Source organism: Pandoraea sp. PE-S2R-1 (assembly GCF_002179865.1).
Taxonomy (GTDB): Bacteria; Pseudomonadota; Gammaproteobacteria; order Burkholderiales; family Burkholderiaceae; genus Pandoraea.
On sequence record NZ_NGUR01000015.1, the window covers coordinates 22,924 to 43,007 of the forward strand.

General features: G+C 60.8%; 21 protein-coding genes. 5 read left to right on the plus strand and 16 right to left on the minus strand.

The genetic code is table 11. The annotated features are described in order from the left end of the window. Positions 1–130: 130 nt before the first annotated feature. Positions 131–1,816: a ShlB/FhaC/HecB family hemolysin secretion/activation protein gene (locus CDV44_RS17500; RefSeq protein ID WP_249277609.1), complete on the minus strand. Its 1,686-nt coding sequence runs from the start codon at positions 1,814–1,816 to the stop codon at positions 131–133. A 352-nt stretch (positions 1,817–2,168) separates the two neighbouring features. On the opposite strand from CDV44_RS17500, the gene CDV44_RS17505 reads away from it, so the two are divergent. The 3 genes from CDV44_RS17505 to CDV44_RS17515 all read left to right on the plus strand — a co-directional run bounded on the left by CDV44_RS17505 (position 2,169) and on the right by CDV44_RS17515 (position 4,512). Continuing rightward, positions 2,169–2,549: a hypothetical protein gene (locus CDV44_RS17505; protein WP_087689170.1), complete on the plus strand. Its 381-nt coding sequence runs from the start codon at positions 2,169–2,171 to the stop codon at positions 2,547–2,549. A gap of 289 nt (positions 2,550–2,838) precedes the next feature. After that, a complete protein-coding gene (locus tag CDV44_RS17510) occupies positions 2,839–3,675 on the plus strand; it encodes a phosphatase PAP2 family protein (protein ID WP_087689171.1) in 837 nt (278 codons plus the stop codon). Positions 3,676–3,696: 21 nt separating this feature from the next. Further along, complete coding sequence (locus CDV44_RS17515; protein WP_212677129.1) at positions 3,697–4,512, plus strand: hypothetical protein; 816 nt, start codon at positions 3,697–3,699, stop codon at positions 4,510–4,512. Positions 4,513–4,586: 74 nt separating this feature from the next. On the opposite strand, the gene CDV44_RS17520 is transcribed toward CDV44_RS17515, so the two are convergent. From CDV44_RS17520 to CDV44_RS17550, 7 genes are all read right to left on the minus strand, one after another. Continuing rightward, positions 4,587–5,627 carry a helix-turn-helix domain-containing protein gene (locus CDV44_RS17520; RefSeq protein WP_087689172.1) on the minus strand — a complete coding sequence of 347 codons (1,041 nt, stop codon included), beginning with the start codon at positions 5,625–5,627 and terminating at the stop codon, positions 4,587–4,589. Positions 5,628–5,850: 223 nt separating this feature from the next. After that, entirely contained in the window at positions 5,851–6,186 is a 336-nt protein-coding gene (locus CDV44_RS17525) for an IPT/TIG domain-containing protein (protein ID WP_087689173.1), read from the minus strand. A 143-nt stretch (positions 6,187–6,329) separates the two neighbouring features. Beyond that, the gene (locus tag CDV44_RS17530) at positions 6,330–7,178 is read right to left on the minus strand and encodes an alpha/beta fold hydrolase (protein ID WP_249277610.1); all 849 of its coding nucleotides are present in this window, start codon (positions 7,176–7,178) and stop codon (positions 6,330–6,332) included. Between the two features lie 54 nt (positions 7,179–7,232). Next, positions 7,233–8,051: a protocatechuate 3,4-dioxygenase gene (locus tag CDV44_RS17535; RefSeq protein ID WP_087689175.1), complete on the minus strand. Its 819-nt coding sequence runs from the start codon at positions 8,049–8,051 to the stop codon at positions 7,233–7,235. Next, positions 8,035–8,334 (minus strand): hypothetical protein, encoded by a 300-nt coding sequence (locus CDV44_RS17540; RefSeq protein ID WP_141118759.1) that lies wholly within the window; start codon positions 8,332–8,334, stop codon positions 8,035–8,037. The genes CDV44_RS17535 and CDV44_RS17540 overlap by 17 nt, the downstream gene beginning before the upstream one ends. 9 nt (positions 8,335–8,343) lie before the next feature. Continuing rightward, entirely contained in the window at positions 8,344–9,168 is an 825-nt protein-coding gene (locus CDV44_RS17545) for an aspartate dehydrogenase (protein WP_087689177.1), read from the minus strand. Between the two features lie 96 nt (positions 9,169–9,264). Beyond that, on the minus strand, positions 9,265–10,200 hold the full coding sequence (locus tag CDV44_RS17550; protein ID WP_058377532.1) for a hypothetical protein: 936 nt from the start codon (positions 10,198–10,200) through the stop codon (positions 9,265–9,267). Positions 10,201–10,519: 319 nt separating this feature from the next. On the opposite strand from CDV44_RS17550, the gene CDV44_RS17555 reads away from it, so the two are divergent. Further along, positions 10,520–11,527, plus strand: a complete 1,008-nt coding sequence (locus CDV44_RS17555; RefSeq protein ID WP_087689178.1) for a LysR substrate-binding domain-containing protein — start codon at positions 10,520–10,522, stop codon at positions 11,525–11,527. On the opposite strand, the gene CDV44_RS17560 is transcribed toward CDV44_RS17555, so the two are convergent. From CDV44_RS17560 to CDV44_RS17580, 5 genes are all read right to left on the minus strand, one after another. Beyond that, positions 11,491–12,768 (minus strand): Rieske 2Fe-2S domain-containing protein, encoded by a 1,278-nt coding sequence (locus tag CDV44_RS17560; protein WP_064675039.1) that lies wholly within the window; start codon positions 12,766–12,768, stop codon positions 11,491–11,493. The genes CDV44_RS17555 and CDV44_RS17560 overlap by 37 nt on opposite strands. 66 nt (positions 12,769–12,834) lie before the next feature. Next, positions 12,835–13,152 (minus strand): non-heme iron oxygenase ferredoxin subunit, encoded by a 318-nt coding sequence (locus tag CDV44_RS17565; protein ID WP_087689179.1) that lies wholly within the window; start codon positions 13,150–13,152, stop codon positions 12,835–12,837. Positions 13,153–13,170: 18 nt separating this feature from the next. Further along, positions 13,171–14,112, minus strand: coding sequence for a glyoxylate/hydroxypyruvate reductase A (locus CDV44_RS17570; RefSeq protein ID WP_087689180.1), 942 nt, complete (start codon positions 14,110–14,112; stop codon positions 13,171–13,173). Positions 14,113–14,120: 8 nt separating this feature from the next. Then, positions 14,121–15,392 carry an NAD(P)/FAD-dependent oxidoreductase gene (locus tag CDV44_RS17575; RefSeq protein WP_087689181.1) on the minus strand — a complete coding sequence of 424 codons (1,272 nt, stop codon included), beginning with the start codon at positions 15,390–15,392 and terminating at the stop codon, positions 14,121–14,123. Positions 15,393–15,423: 31 nt separating this feature from the next. After that, positions 15,424–16,548 carry a Rieske 2Fe-2S domain-containing protein gene (locus CDV44_RS17580; RefSeq protein WP_249277611.1) on the minus strand — a complete coding sequence of 375 codons (1,125 nt, stop codon included), beginning with the start codon at positions 16,546–16,548 and terminating at the stop codon, positions 15,424–15,426. Between the two features lie 211 nt (positions 16,549–16,759). Between CDV44_RS17580 and CDV44_RS17585 the strand changes: the two genes are divergently transcribed. Continuing rightward, positions 16,760–17,551 carry a GntR family transcriptional regulator gene (locus CDV44_RS17585; RefSeq protein WP_141118760.1) on the plus strand — a complete coding sequence of 264 codons (792 nt, stop codon included), beginning with the start codon at positions 16,760–16,762 and terminating at the stop codon, positions 17,549–17,551. A 23-nt stretch (positions 17,552–17,574) separates the two neighbouring features. Here CDV44_RS17585 and CDV44_RS17590 read toward each other — a convergent pair whose 3' ends face one another. From CDV44_RS17590 to CDV44_RS17600, 3 genes are all read right to left on the minus strand, one after another. Beyond that, positions 17,575–18,225 (minus strand): GntR family transcriptional regulator, encoded by a 651-nt coding sequence (locus tag CDV44_RS17590; RefSeq protein ID WP_087689184.1) that lies wholly within the window; start codon positions 18,223–18,225, stop codon positions 17,575–17,577. Positions 18,226–18,391: 166 nt separating this feature from the next. Then, on the minus strand, positions 18,392–19,156 hold the full coding sequence (locus CDV44_RS17595) for an alpha/beta fold hydrolase (RefSeq protein ID WP_087689185.1): 765 nt from the start codon (positions 19,154–19,156) through the stop codon (positions 18,392–18,394). A 34-nt stretch (positions 19,157–19,190) separates the two neighbouring features. Next, positions 19,191–19,979, minus strand: coding sequence for a 2-keto-4-pentenoate hydratase (locus CDV44_RS17600; protein WP_087689186.1), 789 nt, complete (start codon positions 19,977–19,979; stop codon positions 19,191–19,193). Positions 19,980–20,084: the final 105 nt, after the last annotated feature.

Below are 20,084 nucleotides of genomic sequence, written 5' to 3' on the forward strand. Positions count from 1 at the left end.
CGTTGAATTGGCGCACCGGGCATCAGGTCGTGAATGTTGTGTCGTGAAATTCGGATGTGTCTTGTTCGTGCGGTTCGCTAGTGGCGCGGCCCGCCCGGTTTCATGTGTTCTCTGTGTTGGCTGGGTTCGCTCAATAGGTCGCCGTCACGCTGAAGTTCACGCGCGGCTTGTAGCGCTCCGTGCGCGGTCCGTTGGTCAGCGGATAGGCCGCATCGACGCGTCCCGTCACGTGCGACGTCAGGCGCAGCGACGTGCCCAGACCGACCGACGCCAGCGAATAACGCGAGGTCTGCTCAGCCAAGGTGTCACGCAATCCCAGACGTGCGCCGTCGAAGAACGCATAAGCACGCCAGTTCGAGACGACCGGGGCGAGCAGCGGAATCGGCGGCGTGCGCCATTCGATCGAGCCGACCACACCGTAGTCGCCCGTCGCTTCGGCCGAGAGGTAGCCGCGCACCGAGTTCATGCCCCCGCCCGCGAGCTGTTCGTTCGAAATGAGCGGCGAATCGGTCATCTGCGTGGCAACGCGCGCGGCGAGCTGCCAGCCGCCGCCGAACGTATAAGTGCCGTTGGCATCGGCGCGCAGCACCATGAAGCTCGGCGACGCCTTGTAGCGCTTCGCATCGAACTGGGCGGGGCTGCTGCCGTAGCCGAGGAAGCTCGACATGCCGGAGACGATCGACGTGTTCAGGCCGGCGCTCAGGTCTTCGTCCTGATAGAAACCGCTGTAGCCCAGCGTGATCGGCGCGTACTTGAGCGGCACCACGTCGCCGGCCGTGCCGAAGCGCGTGGTTTCCGTGTTGTCCTTGAAGTCCACGCCCAGACTGAAGGCGTGATACCAGGCGCCGGTATCCGGCACCGTGTACGTCGTCTTCACACCGATCGCGTGTCCCTTGCCGAGCACGGTCGTGCCGCCGGTGGTGGCGACATTGCTGTCCGACTGATAGCCGTTGAGTTCGAGCGACCACGGCGACGAGCCGATCGGCGCCACGTACGAGCCCGACCAGACCTTGCTCTGGCTGAAGTCCTGCGGCGCGCCGAAGAAGCTCATCGACACGCGGTGGCCGAGCTGCCACAGGTTGTCGTAGCCCACCGAGGCGAGCATGCGCAGCGGCTTCGTATCGGCGCTGCGGTCATTGTTGAGGCTCAGGCTTGCGCGCCACGGGTTGGTGTCTTCGACCTTGAGATCGACGTCCATCGTGCCGGGCACCGCGCCCTGCTTGACGAGCGGCACCACCTGTTGCTCGCCAGTGCGGTTCAGCGCCGTGAGTTCCGCCTGCGCGGCATTGAAGTCAGGCACCTTGCCTTCGGCCAGCGACGGCACGCGCTCGCGCACCTCGCGCGGCGAGTGGTATTCCGAGCCGACCACGCGCAGGCGGCCCAGCTTGGTCTCGCTTACCTTCAGATAGACGATGCCGCCGGTGACCTGCTGCTCCGGCAAATCGACATACACCGACTGATAGCCCTTGGCCTGATAGGCGGCGAGCAACGCGTCGCGTGCGGCTTCGATGTCGGCGAGCGTGCGGTTAGGCCCGAGATAGGGCGTGACGGCCTTTTCGATGGTGCGTACATCGAGGACGGTATTGCCGCGCACGACGTACTCATTGATATTGACGGGCTTTTGCGCGTCGGCGGCGTTTTCCTTTGCCTGCGCCGATCCCGTTGCGCCGGCCTGCGGATTTACCGCAGGCGAGTTGTCCGACTGAGCTGCTTTGGCTTCCTGAGCAATCGCAACGCCATGAACGGTTCCCCCCAACGTGACAGCGCATACCGCCGCCCAGCGCAGCCACGGCCGGTTCGTTTTCATCAAACGCATATAGAAGACTCTGCTTTGTTAGGTCGACGCGGCCCTGCCCGATGCAGTGCCCCCGGTGGCCTGGCGCTTACCAGCGCATACCGCCAAACAACGCTGGTAGTGCCCTGCCGCACGCAATCCGTGTCGACATTCCTCACGAATACAGGTACCTAGACGTCCGGGAGCGCGGCCGACTAACGTTTGTCACGAGAAATTCATCTTTCTCGAAAAACGCACGGGCTGACGTATGCTTGTTGGGTCGGAGTCCTGATGGACCACCTAACATTTTTGATGGGGGAGACATGCCATGAAGGCAGAGAACAGTCGGGGTAATCCGCGGTTTCGCACGCACGCTCAGTGGCGGGGAGCCGCGATGGCAGGCGTTGTTGCATTGATGCTCGGTATGGCGGCCCACGCGGGCGCCGCCGACGGCTCGTCGGGTGCCAGCGGCGCATCGGCGGCCCCTTCGGCAGCGCCCTCGCGGGCCGGTTGCGTGGACGTGGAAGTGAACGGGCAGCGCTCGCCGTCGTACGACTGCCTGACGCATCAGTTGCAGCCGGCGTCGAGTCCGCTCGCAGGTGGGCGCGCGCCCGGCCTCGAGTCGGAAGACATTGCCAACAAGCCGAGCAATCAGATCGGCGGCCAGTTCAATTGGAGCGGCACGTCTCAGCGGATGGGAAACGCGTTCGGGAATTCGGCGACGCCGCAGCGTCCCAGCCCGCCGCCGCCCTCGCCGATCATCCCGGGACGGTGATAAGGCAGCCGGGGATCGATTGACCGAGTGAAACGATCCCCGGTTCTGTCTCTTTATCGACGTGGATTTGTCTCTTCCCGCCGCTGGCCCCGTCCTTTCCGAAGTCCCCCAAGGTAAATTCGCGGGCAGGATCGCACGAGAAACCTTGTCACAAACGAACGCGGCTCACTGGATAGACCCGCAATCACCCGCTAGCAGGCGCACGAGTAACACCGGCGTAGGCATCAAGGTCGCAGTCCTGAAATTCATGAACTACCTATGACCTTCATTTCGACGGGACCCCTCGCCCATGCGCTCGCACGTTCATCAGAAAATTTCGGCTCTCGTGGTGGTGGTTGCCGGCATGTACAGTGCCGTTTCCATTGCGAAAGACAACACGCCCGGCCCGCGCCCCGAAGTCACCGACCCGCACTTTAAGCTGGCACCCGGCTATTTGCAGCCGAAAGACTTGCCCGATAGCCAGAAGCTGCTCGGCCCGCCCCCGGCTGCGGGGAGCGCAGCGCTCGCCCGCGACGAAGAAGCACGGGAAGCGACGATTCCACTGCGTGGCAAGCCGCGTTCCGAGCTGGCGCGTCTTGATGCGGATCTGCAATTTCCGCAGCCCGCGAAAAACTTCTCCTGCGCGATGGGGGTCGACATCAGCGAGAAGAAAACCCCGCATCTGTACCACCTGATGCAGCGGGTGCTGACCGACGCGGGGATGTCGACCTACGGCGTCAAGAACACTTACAACCGCACGCGCCCGTTCGTCGCTCACAACGAAGGCACTTGCTTCCCTGAGCAGGAACCGCTGCTGCGCAATGACGGCTCATATCCCTCGGGGCATACGGCCGCAGGCTGGGCGTGGGCGCTCGTCCTGACTGAAATCAATCCCGCGCGGGCCGACGCGCTGCTCCGGCGTGGTCTGGCGTTCGGTCAAAGCCGCGTGATTTGCAACGCCCATTGGCAAAGCGACGTGGACGCGGGTCGCACCATGGGCGCGGCCACCGTCGCCAAGCTTCACACGAACGCGGCTTTTCTCGCCGATCTGAAAGCGGCGCGTAAAGAAGTGCTGGCTCAACAGTCGAAGGGCTCGTCGCCGCCGTTGAATTGCGCTGCGGAAGAAGCGGCCTTGTCGGGTCAATAAGCCGTCTAACGGACTTGTTGATTGACAGACGAGATCTCTTATCGGGGCACCATGAAATTATTTGTCGCAACAACGACGCTGCTGAGCGTGCTATTGGGGATGCACGGCTCAGCTGCCGCAGCGGATGCGGCGGGCGCAACGGATTCGCTTCCTGTTCCGCCGATGCTGTTGAAGAACGATTCGCCGAACGCCGAGCACTGGACGTTCAGTGTCAGCCCGTACATCTGGGCGGCCGGCATCCATGGCAACGTCGGACAGTTCGGTATGGCGGCGACGCATATCAGTTCTGATTTCGGCACCATTCTCAAGAACGTAGACCTGTCGTTCATGGCGGGCGGCGAAGCGCGATACGGCCGCTACGGTTTGCTGGCTGATGTGATGTACGGGCGAGTTTCCACTGGCGGGAAATTCGATGTGACGTCGAAGACTTTCACGAGCTTCTTGGGAGGGAGCTACAACGTTCTCGACACGGGCAGGAGCCGTTTGGATTTGGTCGCCGGCGCGCGTGTCTGGTATGCGAGCACGGAAATCGATATCACCGGTGGATTGCTCAACGGTAAGCGCCGAAGCGATAGCGCAACGTGGGTGGACGCCGTTGCGGGGGTGCGGGGGCACTACTTCTTGACCGACAACTGGTATTTGACCGGCTGGGGCGTTGTCGGTACGGGTCAGGCAGATCTTGATTGGGATGTGACGGCGGCACTGGGCTATCAGTTCAAGGAGAGCTGGTCCGTCATGCTGGGATACCGGGCGCTCGGCGTGAAGTACAACAAGAGCGGCTTCGTCTACAACGTTGTTCAGCAGGGCCCGATCGTGGGCCTGAGGTACCGGTTTTGAGCCAACACCACTTCACATGTCAGCGCGATTGGTGGCCTCGTTCGGTGGCTGCGGGGCGTCGCGCCTAACTATGCTTAGTTAGGCGTTTGTCCGGCGACGGGTTGCCCACTGAACGCTGCGAAATGTGTCGACAGATGACCAGCGCCGTCTGTGGGCAACGCCATGTATTGACCTTGCTCGCGTGCGTCGTCAGGCGTCACGCCGAAGCTCGCAACGAATGCCTTTCTAAATTTCCCTCCGTCCGAAAAGCCGAAGTCGGTGGCTATGCCCGCGGTTGGCCTTGCCGCGCGACTCGGATCAAGAAGCGCTCGATAGGCGGCGTTCAGACGCTTGTTTCGGATCACGTTGACGATACCGCCGTCGTCGGCGAACGCACGATACAGATGCGCTCGCGAAATGCGAAACCGCTGAATCAGAAGCTCCGGCCCGAGATCCGGATGCGTGAGATGGCTTTCGATGAAGGCGAGCAAGCGCTCGCGTAACGCGCGCCCGAGCACCGATTTGGGTTCGGCATGTGCGGGCGGCGCGCTGGCGAGGCCAGCCGCGAGCAACGTCATGAGCGCGTCCTGCACCGCGATGTCTTCGCTGGCCGACAGGCTCGCAGAAATCGCATGCAGGCCCTGTATGTAGTCGACCAGCAAGCGAGTGAGCGGCTGCCCGGCCTCGAGTACGAACCCGTGCAGGTCTCGCGCGCCTAACAATTTTTCGATACTCGCGCGCGGCACCGTTGTGGCCATCCGTACCCCCGCGTCGACTTCACAGGTATAGGTGCGTGCGAGATCGATGACGCAAATGCCACCCGGAGCGGCAACCACATCTTTCCCCGCGAAATCGCCGTGAATCGAGCCGGCCGCCAGCACGTGGATCAGATAGTCGTCGAGGCCGCCTTGGGCAATCGTCCGCTTGTCGCGCACGTAGCGTTGCGCGTTGAATTTTGTCGAGCCGAGCGTCATGCTGCCGACGGTGCGGATCAGCATCGTGCCTTCCAACGGGGGTGCATTCGCTGTCGTTGAGCGCAAGGTCTCCACGAACGGACGCGTGACTTCTCGCCAGTAGTCGTCGCGTAAGGACGGCTCGATCAAGTCGGTCGAAATGCGAATGTCCACGCTTGCCATGATGACTCCCCTTCCCCGTTGGAGGTCATTGCTTGCATCTCAACTGCCCCGAAATCGCTGGGTGTGCCAATTGAAAAACAAGAACCCCATAAGACACTTGATTTTATGGGGTTTTCTTAATTTTTTGGCAAAACAATGAGGATTTAAACCCTCAATAGGCGCTTGAGGGTTATTTGAAGCGACGCAACGAGCTTACTGGCGAAGGGATTTGGGTTAGGTGTCGTTATTGCTTAGCTGCTTGACCGGACGATATTTGAATGAAATTTACCGGCCCGAACACCGCCGCCAGAGGATTGGTGCTCGTCGCCACTGTGGCGGCTGCACCACCGATGACGACATTGACTTCAAACATACCGGCAGTGATCGGAAGCGAAGGAATAAGGGTGTCGATCTGCTTATCGCTAACGATGGTGAAGCTGCGCGCAAAGACCTTTGACGACGAGGACGACACCAAAAAATAGACCGCCGTCGCTGCGTTGAATCCATCCCCGGCAATGGTGAGCTTAACGCCGTCGCTACTCGTTACCTGAGTGGGGCTGACACTTTGAATACTTGCCATGATTGACTCCTAGGGAGACGCGCCCACAACAGGGGGTAATTGAAACTTAGGCGATTCGCAGCGTTTTGGCACCTGTTAAGGGTGACAGGTCGGGGTGACTCAAGGATTCTTGGTCACCCAAGAATCCCCGCCATCAAGACAGATCAGCACGCGACGAAGGCGTCGTCCATCAGAAAGCGCAGCGTGATCACCGCAAACTCTTGTGGCGCTTCGATCATTACCCAGTGGCCGACGTGAGGCACGATGAAGCCCCACGAGTTATCCAATAACTCCAGATAACCATAGGTTCGTGCCAGCACCGCGACTTTGTCCTCCTTTCCGCCAACGACAAGCGTCGGCGTCTTAACCGCCGCAATCTGCTCGCGCTCGTAAGTCAGTTTGGATCGGGTGATTTGCTGAATCGCCTGCCGGGCATCCTCGTTCTGCATGATCTCGTGGCGATATTGCACGAGCACGGGGTCGACCACGTGGCGAGAGCCCACCATGGCGCGCATGATCCGCTGCATGGCTTCCAGCGTGTAGTCGTAGCCTTGCAGGTTCTTGATATACGACGGATCGGGATTCGCGATATTCAGTCCTGCGCTCCCCATCAGTACGAGCCTTTCGACGCGCTCCGGATGCTCCATCGCCAAACCGAGCCCCGTCGCCCCGCCCATCGAGTTGCCAATGACCCGGACACGATCGAGGCCAAGCGCATCGATGAATCCGAGCAGATGGCGATTACGGTTCTGTTGTGTGTATTCATACACTTCGGGTGACGGTTTTGCCGTGCGGCCGAAGCCCGGCATGTCGTACGCGATCACACGAAAGTGCTTGGCGTAAGTGCCCAGACAGCCGCGCCAGTTGCCCCAGCTGTCGGCACCGGCGCCGCCGCCATGAATCAAGATCAGCGGGTCGCCTTGTCCGACATCGAGGTAATGCGTTTCGATGCCGTTCACATCGACCGTATGACTTGCCGCCTGAACGTCCGCAGGCAGAGAGGGATAGCTCATGTTCAAACCTTCTTTAAATTGTTAGGGAAACATCGCGTCGTTGGTGGTTGAGCGTCACGCCCCATCCAGATGCATGAGCACGCCGCCCATGCCGGTCCACCACGCCGTCATTTCCTCGTAATAGACGCGTTCGCCCACGCTATCTCCGGTGGTGCCGGCCATGAATGCCCACGTGGCCATCTCGAGCCCGCCGTTGCCGCCATCCTTCATGATTGCGTCGAAGGACAGTTCCGCTAGTTCGGCACCACGACCGGAAACGACCCGCTCGATCAACGTGCGGTCCCACTCCGCATTCACACGTCCTGAATCGGGTAAGCAGATCCAGTGCGAGAGCCCGCCCGTCGCAAGAATTGCGACACGCTCCCGTGCGGGGCGCGCGGTCTCAACAAATTCCCGCACCGCTTTCCCTAAAGCGAAACTGCGCGCGCACGTCGGCGCCGGTGTCATCACGGTATTGATGTAGATCGGCACCACTGGCACGTTCGAGCCGCGATTGATGATCGCGTTCGGCATCGCCAGCCCGTGATCCGGCTTCACGTTCTCGACCGCAGCGAGATCGAAGTGCTTGGTGGCGGCAAACGCGACGAGTTCAGTGGCAAATTCGCGGTGTCCCGGGAATGACTGTCGAGGCACGCCAAGATCGCCATAGGGGCACCAATCGTCAGAGATACCGACCGCGAGCGGAATCTGGAAATCCAACGAGAAATTGACCAGATGATCGCTGGTGGCAATCAAGATCACATCGGGTCTGGACGCCTGAATCGCCTGTCCAATCCGGTCGATGCCGTCGAAGATGCGCTGCGCTTGCGCCTCCACCCCGTCCGCCACGCCAAACGTGTGAGAGGTGGCCGCCGCACTAACAATCTTTCCCATCGCCAAGACCTTGTTTTTGAAGAAACGGCGCAATCGACGCCGGGGCCAGCTTCAACAGCCCACGGGCGCCCAGATATTTGAACTGCAAGTTCGGATGCACATCGAGATCACGTAGCGCTCTCGCTGGATCGGCCTGCAACTGCTTGCGTTGATCTGCGGGAATCCCGAACGCCTCGTGCACCTCGTCGGGCGCTTCTCGCAGCCGGGCGACCAGTTCGGGACGGTGCACGAGCGCACTAATCAACCGGTGCAGCTCCACAGGGGGGCGACGTCGTACGCTCATGGCCACGCCTTACGTTCCCACGCGCATCGGCGACGTCATCTTGCGCAGGAGCGCCAGTACGCTTTGCGCCGTAATGCGCCCGGTGCGGGGGTTCTCGGTCGGAATGTTTTCGATCGACATGGACAGCAGCGCGGCATCCGACTCCACCGTGATGGTGTGCATGTTTCGCGAAATGTCCGGATCGGCCCAGATTTCGAGCTTCGTCTGGTCGGGCCCGATCCCCGCCAGCGACAGCGCAACTACGACATTCAAATTCGCCGGGAAGCCCTTAGCGGCTTCGCGCGCCGTGCCCGCAAATATCCGGGTCTTCTCGGTGATCCCGTCGATGACGATGCCCTGCTCCGCAAGGTAGGGAGCGCCCAGCAGTCCCTTGACGGGCTTGCGCGTCACCATGCTCACCGACATGATTCGGCCTTCTGCCGCTGCGGTCACCGCGTCCAGTCCCAGCAGCGCCCCGGTCGGAATCACGATCTGCCCGCCGTGCTCACGAGCGATTTCGATGAGTTCATCGTTATTGAGCAGTGCGCCGCAACTGAGTACGACAACCTGTTTTCCCAGCTTGAGCGCGGGCGCGGCGATCTCCGGCAGCAGATGTGCCGGTGCGCACTCGATCACGACGTCGCACATTTGCGCCATCTCGCCAAAGCTGGCGACAACGGGACGGCTCCTCAGCGTGCTGACCCACTCAGCAGCAGCTTTCACATCGCGCGCCGCGACAGCAACCAGCTCAATCCCCGGAATCCCTTCATCGAGCGCTTTCGCGATCGATTTGCCAACCGTCCCCAGTACTGCCACGCCCACTCGTTTCGTTTGACCGCTCGTATGCGCTTGCATATCTACTTTTCCTAATCCTCGAATTCACCGGCGTTATCACGGGCAGCGGCCATGGCTTCTTTTCATTGCCCCGCCGCCCGAACCAGAAGCTTTGCTTTACGACCAGGTCGCAAATGCCATTGCGCATCCGGTGCCGGCGGGGCTGCGATAGCACGGGATGTAGTCGACCAGATCCATCTTCATGCCGTCGACCGCGCCGGCCAGCGCCGACCAGCAACGGAACTCGGAATTCCCCGATTGCAGCTTTTCCAGCGGCAGTTGCGCATGCACGTCAGGGCCACCGGCTGCGAGCCGCTCGAGGAACTGCCGGTCGAACGCTTCGTCGACCACAAAGTGGCTGAGCCCGCCCGTCGACATGACCACGACGCGAAGGTCTTCGCTCCACGATTCGATCTGGCGGCGGATCGATTGTCCGATGCGATAGGCCCGTAGCGGCGACACGTTGTTGGGCGGGTAATAGGTGTTGATGCTGACGGGGATCGACGGGTAGATCTTGTCGGTCATCAGCTTGTAATAGACGTAGCCGAAGGAATGGCTCATCGCCTGCTGATCTTTGAAGTACTTGGACTGCGCGACATCGAAGCCGTCGTCCATCATTCCGCGAATCAGGCGCTCGGCGTATTGCGACGCGACGGGATAGTCCTTGGGTTCCTGCGGATACCAGAGCTGCTGATCGAGATCGGGGTCGTACTTCCACTTCATGATCCCCGCCGGGCGATAGGGAATGGTCTCGCCCCAATACACCGAAAGCGCCGGCATGTTGTCGTCGTGGAACACTTCCTTATGGTCGTCGCCAATGATGACCACGATGTCCGGGTTCACCTCGTTGAGTGTCTCGGCAAGGCGTGCGACTGCCGCCTGATTCTGCTGGTGACGCTGCTCGAGTTTTGCGGGCGTGATCTCGTCCAGGATTGCCGGGTCGGCCTTTTCAAGCAACTCGCCATAGCTCACCCGGGCGCCGGAGTGATCGTGCAGCACAAAGAAGTTCTGATCGTCAGTCGCGGCGCGGGCCAACCATGCGGATGGCTTCATCAAAAGGGTCGGACTATGGGAGGAACCGATGCCCATCACAATTTTTGCCATAGCGTTTTCTCTAGTATCGAATCCATTGAGTACTGTATACAGTGGAATCCGTAAGTGCCTGATAAATAAAGACTCAATGTCACGGAAATCGCAAATTATTGAAATTTCCGACCTTTGAGCCCTGTCAGTTACGAGTCTGGATGGTAGGAGTTCACCGCTGCCGTCAACAAACGATTTTTTCTGCGTCGGACGTGTGCATTTCGGAATGCGTCATTGATAAACGCCCGCGCTGGAGCCCCCCACAAGTCCATCGAACTTGGTACGTGATATGAGCTATCGCCTTCCCCCCTTGTTGGCCCTGCGCGCCTTTGAAGCGTCGACACGGCACCTGTCCTTCACCAAAGCCGGAGAAGAGCTGCATCTGACGCAGGGGGCTATCTCCCGGCAGATTCGGCTTCTCGAGAGTTTTCTCGGGCAAAAGCTGTTTGTCCGGCTGACGCGAAAGATCGAGATGACACCCGCTGGGGTCGAGTACTTTCGATCGATTCGACAGGCGCTCGACATCATCTCGATGGCGACCCATCGTGCCGTGCGAGACCCGCATCGCGTCGTCACGCTCGATGTGCTGCCGACGCTCGCCACGTGTTGGCTGATGCCAAGGCTCGCGCAATTCACCGAAGCGCACAGGGATATCGAAGTCCGGCTGATCTCGTCGATCGACCCGGTAAATCTGCACAGCGAGAAGGTGGATGTGGCCATCCGCGTTGGCAAGGTTCCGGGGCAGCGCTACGACCGGCGCGCGCCTCGCATCGATCTGGATATGACGGAAAACTGGAAGGACGTCTATGTCGAGCCGCTGTTCCCGGACATTCTGGTGCCCGTGGTATCCGCCCATCTCATGGACGCGGTCGGCCCCATCAACGAACCTGCCGACCTGCTTCAGTACCGCCTGATCAATACGGCGAGCCGCCGGCACGCGTGGCCGGACTGGTTGGCCCTGCATGGACTGCGTGTCCCCGATGACGCCAACCCGCTCGATTTCGGGCACTTCATCATCACGCTACAGGCGGTGAAGGACGGCAAGGGCGTGGCACTGGTGCCGAAGGCCGTGCTCGAGAACTACGAGGGACGCGACGAGCTGGTGGTGCCGCCGCTGGGCGAGGTGTCCAGCGCGGGGGCGTATCACTTGTTGATGCGCGAAGGCGCGCAGGAAGACGGCGCCGTGCGAGTGCTGCGCGACTGGCTTGCACAGGAAGCCAGTCGCTTGCGTTGCCAGATGAACGAGATGGGTGAGGTGGATCAGGACACGGTCGTGGCGGCCGAAGTGCCCGCCTGAAAATCGATGCCGTGTTCGAGAATGGCGGCCGTGGATCGAACGCGGTACCACTCGGGGTGGTGTGCTACGTCGAGCACGCCGCCCGCCTCCCACTGCGTCGCCAACTTCAGCAATGCCTTGCGGAATCCGACGATAGCCGCGTCGCCTGAGCCCAAATTCTCGCGCGAGCGATCAACGATAGGCCCCATGCTTTCCTGCACGGCGGTGTCCTGCATACCGATGCCCTCGATGCCCGTCGAGCTGTGCAGACGTTGACGCAGGCGGTCAATGCCGTAATCGGTTTCCGCCGTCACCAAGGGGCGATACGTGCCGTCGTTCATCACATCCGAGTGCACGGCACCGTGGTCCAGCTCCTCCTGACTCAGCGGGCGGTCGCTATTCCACGTCATGGTGAACACCCAGCAATTCTCGTCGTCGATGGGCGTCCACGCGTGCCCCATATACGCGCGCCCTTCCTTGATCGGCGCGATCATCGTGTAGAACGGCGCGAGAAACTGCGTTACACGCCAGTAGTACGACGTATCGCTCGCGTTGCGCCGTGCGCCGATGGCCATGCCGTAGTCGGTCGGGCGGACAAAGAACTTCGGCGCGGTGTCCGATGCCAGATAAGGAATCGCCAAGTTGGGCGACACCTGCCGCTGGCGAAATGGCCGTTCGGGATGCTCCGCATCGAGGTGGCTGTGGAGAATGCCGACGTGGCTGGAGTCGATGCCCCCTTCGACGCCTTGCGCATAATTCGTGCGCTGCAAGCGCTTGGTGATGAAGCGGAAATCGGGCGGCACCAGTCCCCATTCGAGTTCGGGAGGCCGTTCGGGCATGTGTGCGGGGTCACCCATATACGCCCAGATGACACCGCCCCACTCGATGACCGGATAGCTCTTGATCCGCGTATCGGCCTTCATGCGCGTGTTCTCCGGCTCCGCTGGCATGTCGACGATCTGACCGGACACATCGAACTTCCAGCCGTGATACACGCAGCGCAGACCACACTCCTCGTTGCGCCCGAAGAAGAGGTCCACGCGACGATGCGGGCAATAGCGATCGAGCAGGCCGATCTTGCCGTTGGTATCGCGAAACGCGACGAGGTCTTCCCCCAGCAGACGAACACGAATGGGCGGACAATCCGGCCCGGGCAGCTCTTCCGGCATCAGGAACGGCATCCACATGCTTCGGAATGTCTTGCCCATCGGCGTGTCTGGGCCTACTCGACACAGTCGCTCGTTGTCTTCCTTACTGAACATAAGTTTTCCCTCAGAAATTGAACCGATGCTTGCCGCCTGACGCGCAGCAAGGGGCAATGGGCAAGGTCAGTCGATGAGCCCGAACAGCGCGTCGCCTTCCTCAATGACGCGGTAGGTTTTGAGTGGCACGGTGCACGGCTTCTCGAGCGCGTCGCCCGAGCAAATATCGAATGCCCCGCCATGGAGCGGGCAAAAAATGGTGGTGCCTTGCAGATCGCCGCCCGACAGCGCGACCATGCCGTGCGTGCAGAGATCCTCCGTCGCGTAGAACTTCCCTTCGACGTGATACACCGCGAGCCCGTCCTCGACCTCTTTCGGGCAGACCTGAATCACGCTCTCGCTCGGCACGTCCGCCTTGCGACACAAGAAAACCTTCTTTTCCATAAGACTTGTCTTTTCCGTTCAATAGCCGCGAAGAACATCCACCCGACCGGTGGGCGTGCGGCCGTGTTCGATCTCGCCAATCTTGCGCACGAGCTGTTCGACGCTCTCGCCAAGACGCGTTTGCGCCGAGATATGTGGCGTGATGCAGATGCGGGGTTCCGTCCAAAACGGATGGCCTGTCGGGAGCGGCTCGTGCATGAATACGTCGAGCGTTGCGCCGGAGAGTTGTCCCTGTTCGATGGCCTGCAACAGATCCTTTTCGACCAGATGCTCGCCACGCGCCAAGTTCACAACATGCGCGCCTTGAGCCAGTCGCAGGAATGTCTGGGCGTTCAGCACCCCACGGGTCTCCGGCGTATTGGGCAGGAGATTGATCAGGACATGCGCGCCGTCCACGAACGACGCCCATTCGCTCTCGCCGCTGAAGCACTGCACCCCATCCACCCGTTTCGGCGACCGGCTATAGCCTCGGACATCGAAGCCGAACGACGCCAGCCGGCTGGCGACGGCGGCACCGAGGCTGCCCAGACCGAGCACGCCGACGATGAACTCGCCAGCCTCAGGTACGGCCAGCGGCTGCCAGACACCGTCGCGCTGATGCTGTTCATACGCATCGAAACGTCGGAAGCTTCGCAACGTCGCGTACGTGGCGTACTCGACCATCTGCGATGCCATGCCGGCGTCTTCGATCCGATAGATGGGCACATCGCCGGTCACCACCGCCGGGTCTTTCGCGACGGCGCTGAAAATCCAGTCGACGCCCGCCCCGACGTTGAAGATGGCGTTCAGTTCAGGGCGATGACGCAAGACTTCAGGATCAGACTTCCACACCAGCACGTAATCTGCCGGGGCTACATCGGCGACGCTCCACTCACGAACGTCGGCCCCCGGCATGGCGCTTCGCAGCGCATCGATCCATGGCCCTGTGTCCTTGCCCGTCATTGCAAACAGGATTCGCATGCGGCCTCCTATGCGGACTCAGACGCGGACTCGGCGTCGGAAGGCCGCGCTTCCCGCCACTTCGCCAAGTCGACGCTGGCATCCCGGAGCACGGAAACGGGGACCTTGGCAGCCGACCTCACGAGCGCTTTGCCCGCCCGCATTTCGCGAGGCACGCCCACGGCGCTGACGCCGACGACCACGCCCGCCTGCAAGTGGAAGACGACGAACGCCCCGATGTCGGTACTGCCGCGCACGACGTTCTGCTCGCCGATGGGAACCCCGAAGGACTGGAGGCTGAAGTCGTACTGATCTGACCAGTAGCCGCTGATTTCCTCGTAGTCAGGCCCGCTACACACGATGGCACGCCCGACATGCTCCCCGTGGGCGACGGCGTGATGCCAGTTCTCCTGACGCTCCGCCCGCCCTACCCGCGCGTTGAAGTGAAATGCGACTTCCCCAGCGGCGTAGATGTGCGCGTTGGACGTTCGCCCCTGCCCGTCGACGCAGATCCCTGACGCGCACGTCTCGAGGCCAGCGGCTTCGGCAAGGGCGACGTTCGGCACCACGCCGATACCGACCACCACCGCATCCGCGTCGAGCGATTCGCCGTCGGAGAGCGCGAGGCGATAGGCGGACGAGCGTTCGGAAACCTCGCGAATCGATACCCCGGTGCGAATGCGCACGCCTCGTTGTTCATGCTGCTTCACGACGAACTCGCAAACCTCGGCGCAAGTCGCGCGCGCCATCGGACGCTCCCCGGCTTCGAGTACCGTCACGTCGATTCCCATGCCGTTGGCCACGGACGCCACTTCAAGGCCAATGACGCCTGCGCCCACCACCACGAGATTGCGGATCTTCGGCAACGCTTCTCGCAGCGCGATGGCGTCGGAAATACGGCGCAGGTAAAACACGTTCTGCATGCCCGGATGAAGCAGCGCAAGCGTGCGCAGCGACGAACCGGTTGCCAGCACCAGCGTCCCGTATCCAAGCGACGTGCCGTCGGAGAATTCGACCCGACGCGCCTCCCGGTCAATACGCTGCGCCGCGTTACCTAAGCGCAGATCGATGTTGTGCGCGTCGTAGAACGCGTTGTCCCGCAGCGAAATGTGGGCCGCCTCATCCGCCTCCTGAAGCACCTTCTTGGAAAGCGGAGGACGGTCGTAAGGGGCTTCGCGCTCGTCGCCGCAGATGATGATTCGGCCGTCAAAGCCCGCCTTTCGCGCGCTTTCGGCGGCGTAGACGGCTGCGATGCCCGCGCCGATGATCACCATCGGCTCATTCTCATGTGTGTTTTTCATTGCTCACCTCACGCCATTGAGCGTTGACCGCTCACATGTGCTCCGGCTTCTGAATGCCGCGCGCATGGCGATGACACAGCTCGCGCCACTTGATGAGGGGCGAGTCGCCTTCGATCAGCATCTCGTCGAGCCACGCCGAATCGCGCTTGTAGAAGGTTTGCAGTGCGAGTCGCGCCTGAATATCCTGCGCGTTGAAATTCTCGAAGCCGATGGGCTTCCAGCGATTCCAGAACTCGTGATTGAAGTGCGCGCTTTCTTCTTCCGTCGAAACGCGTTTGCCGACGAGCATCACATAAAGGTGCTTCGTTTCCGTCACGGGCACGTAGAACTCGAACTGTGTGATGTCCTGATCCGGGAAGTCGTCGACGCGCAGCCCGCACGGCATCCAGAGCGACGCCGCCGTGGTTCGGGTCGGTTTCTCCGATACACGCTTGGTGCCGGTGACGACCACCTGACCATCGACCTTGCCCTCCCAAATGCTCGTGTGGTTGGCAAACGCGTCGTAGACGCCCTTCGGTGCGCCCTCGTCCTCGTGCACCAGCACGTCGCCCGATTTCGCCAGGTGCCCGATGGGCAACGATCGCTGGGTGTCCGGCACGAGCTCCGAGGCGCGGTGAATGTAGACGTGCAAGCCGTCGAAGCCGTTTTCGCAGCCGACGCGCCAGTTCGACTCGACGTCATAGATCGCGCAGTGCAGTTGCAAATCGTCGTCAAGGAAGGTCGGCGGCACGTCTTCCGCGAGCGGAGGCGCGTCAAACCCTTCGTCGCCCACAAACACGAAGATCAGGCCCTTGGCTTCCTGCACCGGATAGCTCTTGACGCTGCGCCGGCCGATGGCCTTGCTGTCCGGCGAGGCCAGAATGTCGCACAGCTTGCCGTCGTTCCACTTGTAGGTGAAGCCGTGATACCAGCAGGTGATGGTGTCGGGCGTATAGCACTCCACCTTCTCGGAGAACTTCACGCCGCGGTGCAGGCACCGGTCGCGAATCGCCTTCACCTCCCCGTCCACGCGCTTCAGCAGGATCTCCTCGCCGCATACCGTCGCCTGCGATACCTTCCCTTCGAGGACGTCGCCGGACAGCTTCACCGGATACCAGTGGTTCCGGAAACCCAGCTTGGCCGCAAGGTAATTGCGCCAGCGCGGGACTTTGTTCAACAAACTCTCGTCTACGAAATGTGCCTGTTCACTCATTGGGGGCGTCTCCAATTTATTTGTTTGCGTACTGTATGCAATGACGACTGGAATCACGGTTGCGTGCGGACGGCTCAGACGCCGCAACTCGACGTGATTGCCATCCTAGGGCGCCGTTCTACGCGCAACAAACGATTTGAAATTCACTCATGCATGAGCCTTGCGAATGTGTTGAGTGGATGTCACGGAATCCCGCGTTTCCTACCGAAATCTCACTCGTTTCGTCGTAGAATCGCGGCTAACCAACCAAAACTTCAACGTCATGAGCGCCACCCGCAGAGTCGTACAGAGCGATCGGTTACGCGATCAGGTTTACCAGTTGCTCCGGGAGGATCTGCACGGGGGCGCCATTGCGGCCGGGTCGCGGCTCGTTGAGTTGGAATTGGCCGAGCGGTATGGGGTCTCGCGCACGCCGATTCGCGAAGCACTCTTCCAACTGGCGCGTGAAGGCCTCGTGGTGCGCACCGATCGCGGGTACTCGCTGATGACGGATACACCACGCGATTTCCTCCAGCGCATGGAGGTTCGACTCTTGCTCGATCCGCCGCTGGCAGAACACGCGGCAAAGTACGGGTCCGATGAGCAGATCGAAGTGCTCGCTGGTGCTTATGAAAAGATGAAGAAGGCCGAGGCGTCGTCGAAGTATTCGGCGTTTGTTTCGGCCGCACACGAGTTTCGCACCGTCCTCCTTGAAATGAGCCACAACACGGCGCTGACGCGCGTTTGCGCGGTGCTGGAAGACCAGTTCCTGTTGGTTCGCAACGAACATTACAAAGACGAAGGGAATCGCGCTATTTCAGTGCATCGCGATGGGCTGTTGCTCGCCGCCATTCGCTCGCGCGACGTGAAAGGCGCGGGGAAAATCGCGAAAGAGTACGTTGAGATGCTGATAACGACACTTGCGAAGCCCGCCGAACGCGCGGCTCGAAAGCGCAGCGCGAGGACGGCGTTGCCGAAGCGTTCGTAGCGCTCTCTCCCCCTTTGTTTCCCTCAGAGTTGCATGCGGCACGATTCCGCAAGGCTGGCGATATGGGTGCGCGTCTGGGCCTCGGCTGATGCCGCGTCCCGAGTCGTCAGATGTTGAGCCAAGGCGTCCAGATAATCCGCCGTCATCAAGCGGTTTCTTTCGGTTCGCAGCAGCAGTGGGCGGGCGGCAAGAAAATCATCCTCTGCGGCAGTGAAGCAGCGTGCCAGCACTTGGTTCGTGCAAGCGGTGGCGAGGTGTTTTTGGAGTCCGTGAACCGCACTCGCGGAAACGAATGACGAGGGTTCGCAGAGGAGCAAGCGTCTCGCCTCGTCCGCTAGTGCGGAAATATGCGCAATCTCTTTGGCGGATGCCGATTCAACAACGTTGGCGACGACCACAGGGTCGAGAATCGACTTGACGTCCAATCGAGCCAGCAGCGCCGGCATCGGCATTTCGCTGAACCCGTAACCGCGCTCCAATGGCTCCAGCAGCCCCTCGCGCGCCAACTGAAACAACGCCTCACGCACGGGCGTTCTGGAAACGCCAAACCGCGCGGCGAGATGCGTTTCCGTCAACCGTTGACCGGGTTGCAGCTTGCCGCGCTCGACGAGATCTCGGATCGCGTCGTAAATCCTGTCGCGCAATCGCTGCCCGACTTCCTGAGAAACTGCCATAGCCGCCGGAACCCTTCAATCAATGGCGCTCAAACGTGAGCGAAAGTGCCGTTGGCCTCACGGGTGCGTCGCGAGATTGACCGCAGTCACAGAACGTTGCCCCCCGGCAACGTGGACGTCGATCAATCTCGCGAGCGCTCTTTGCATGCCCCAGTTCGTTTGCTTTCTATTCTTGGAATTGAAGCCAATTGGCGACGCGCGTGTTGAACTGATCCGGTGCTTCGAAATAGGCCGAGTGACCTGCGTTGGCAAGCGTCATCAATTCCGCGCCGTCAAAGTGCTTGCACATTTCTGCGACGATCTTCGGTGGGAACAAGACATCTTCCTCGCCGACGAGAAAGCCGATGCGTACGCCCGTCGCAGCGATCTGCTCGGGCGTGTACGACGGCTGGACGCCTACGAGTGTTTTGAAGGTGTAGCGATTGAATCCGGCAATCTGTAGATACAACTGCGTCATGGCTGGCGAGTTGGCGAGGTGCGTGCGTCCAAGCACACGTTCAGCCTGCGACAGGTCGCGCGTCGCGCTCTGCACCTTTGCCATTTCCACCGCGATGGATTCAGGCAAGGTGATGCCGACCAAAGAATCGGCAATCAGTAAGGACGCAACGCGGTCAGGATAGCGACACGCGAAATCGATTGCCGTGCCAGCGCCCATCGACTGCGCGACAAACGAGACGCGCTGCAAATCGAGCGCGTCCAGAACCGCGACGAGATCGTTTGTGAACTCGGCGCGTCCGGCGAGCTCGGCGTCCGTGGACTTTCCGAAGCCTCGGGCATCCACAAGAATGACCTTGAAATCCGCTCGCCAGGCGGCAACCTGATAGAACCAGCTCGCGTGATTTCCGCCCACGCCATGCAGCAGCACTACCGGTGAGCCGCTGCCGTGTACTTCGTAATACAGCCGACTTTCATGATGATCTAGGTATGGCAAATTTCTCTCCCGACTTCCAAATCAATTTCCGACGTTAGTCGCCGAACCGAACCGAGACCTCACCGATCCCCTCGATGTCCGCGTGATAGGTGCTGTAGTGCTTGACGTTCACCATGGGGCCTAGTGCGCCACTGAGCACCAGCTCGCCCGCTTTGATCGGATGCCCTACCTCGATCAGTTTTTTGGCCAGCCAAAGCGCAGCGTTCAGCGGATTCCCCAGACATGCCGCCCCGCTTCCTGTCGACGCCACCTGCCGGTTCTCCTGCATGCGCATTTGGCAATTCAGCAAGTCGATGTCAGGCGTGAATGGCAGCTTCCGGCCGATCACGAAGCGGCCAGACGACGCGTTATCCGCAATCGTCTCCACAATCCCGATTTTCCAGTCCGCGATGCGGCTATCTACAATTTCGAGCGCCGGGGCCACCCATTCAATTCGTTCGAACAGGTCGGACATTTCGAGTGACGGGTCGTCGATGTCCACGCGAAAACCAAATGCAATCTCTGCTTCGATCTTGGGCTGCAAGAGGCTCGACATATTGACGAGGCCGGCATTGACGACCGCCATGTCGTCGAACAGAACGCCATAGTCGGGCTGGTCCACGCCAAGCTGCTTCTGAACAGCCGTCGACGTGAGGCCGATCTTGCGGCCTACGATTCGGCGGCCGTCCGCTTGCATCGCGTGGTCAGTGTTGCGGTGCTGGATGCGATAGGCGGCGTCGATATCGCCGCCCACGCACGAGGCAAATGGGGCAATGGGACCGATGGTGTATGCGTCGCGCAGTCTCGACGCTATCAGTTCTTCTAGTTCGACTTCTTTCATCATTTCCTCGAAACGCGTGCGAAGTATTGAGACTGTCGTGTGCGACGTCGCCTCAATTGGAGCGGAGAGTTTTGTGCACTGTATGCAGTGTGTCAACGCGCTATGCAC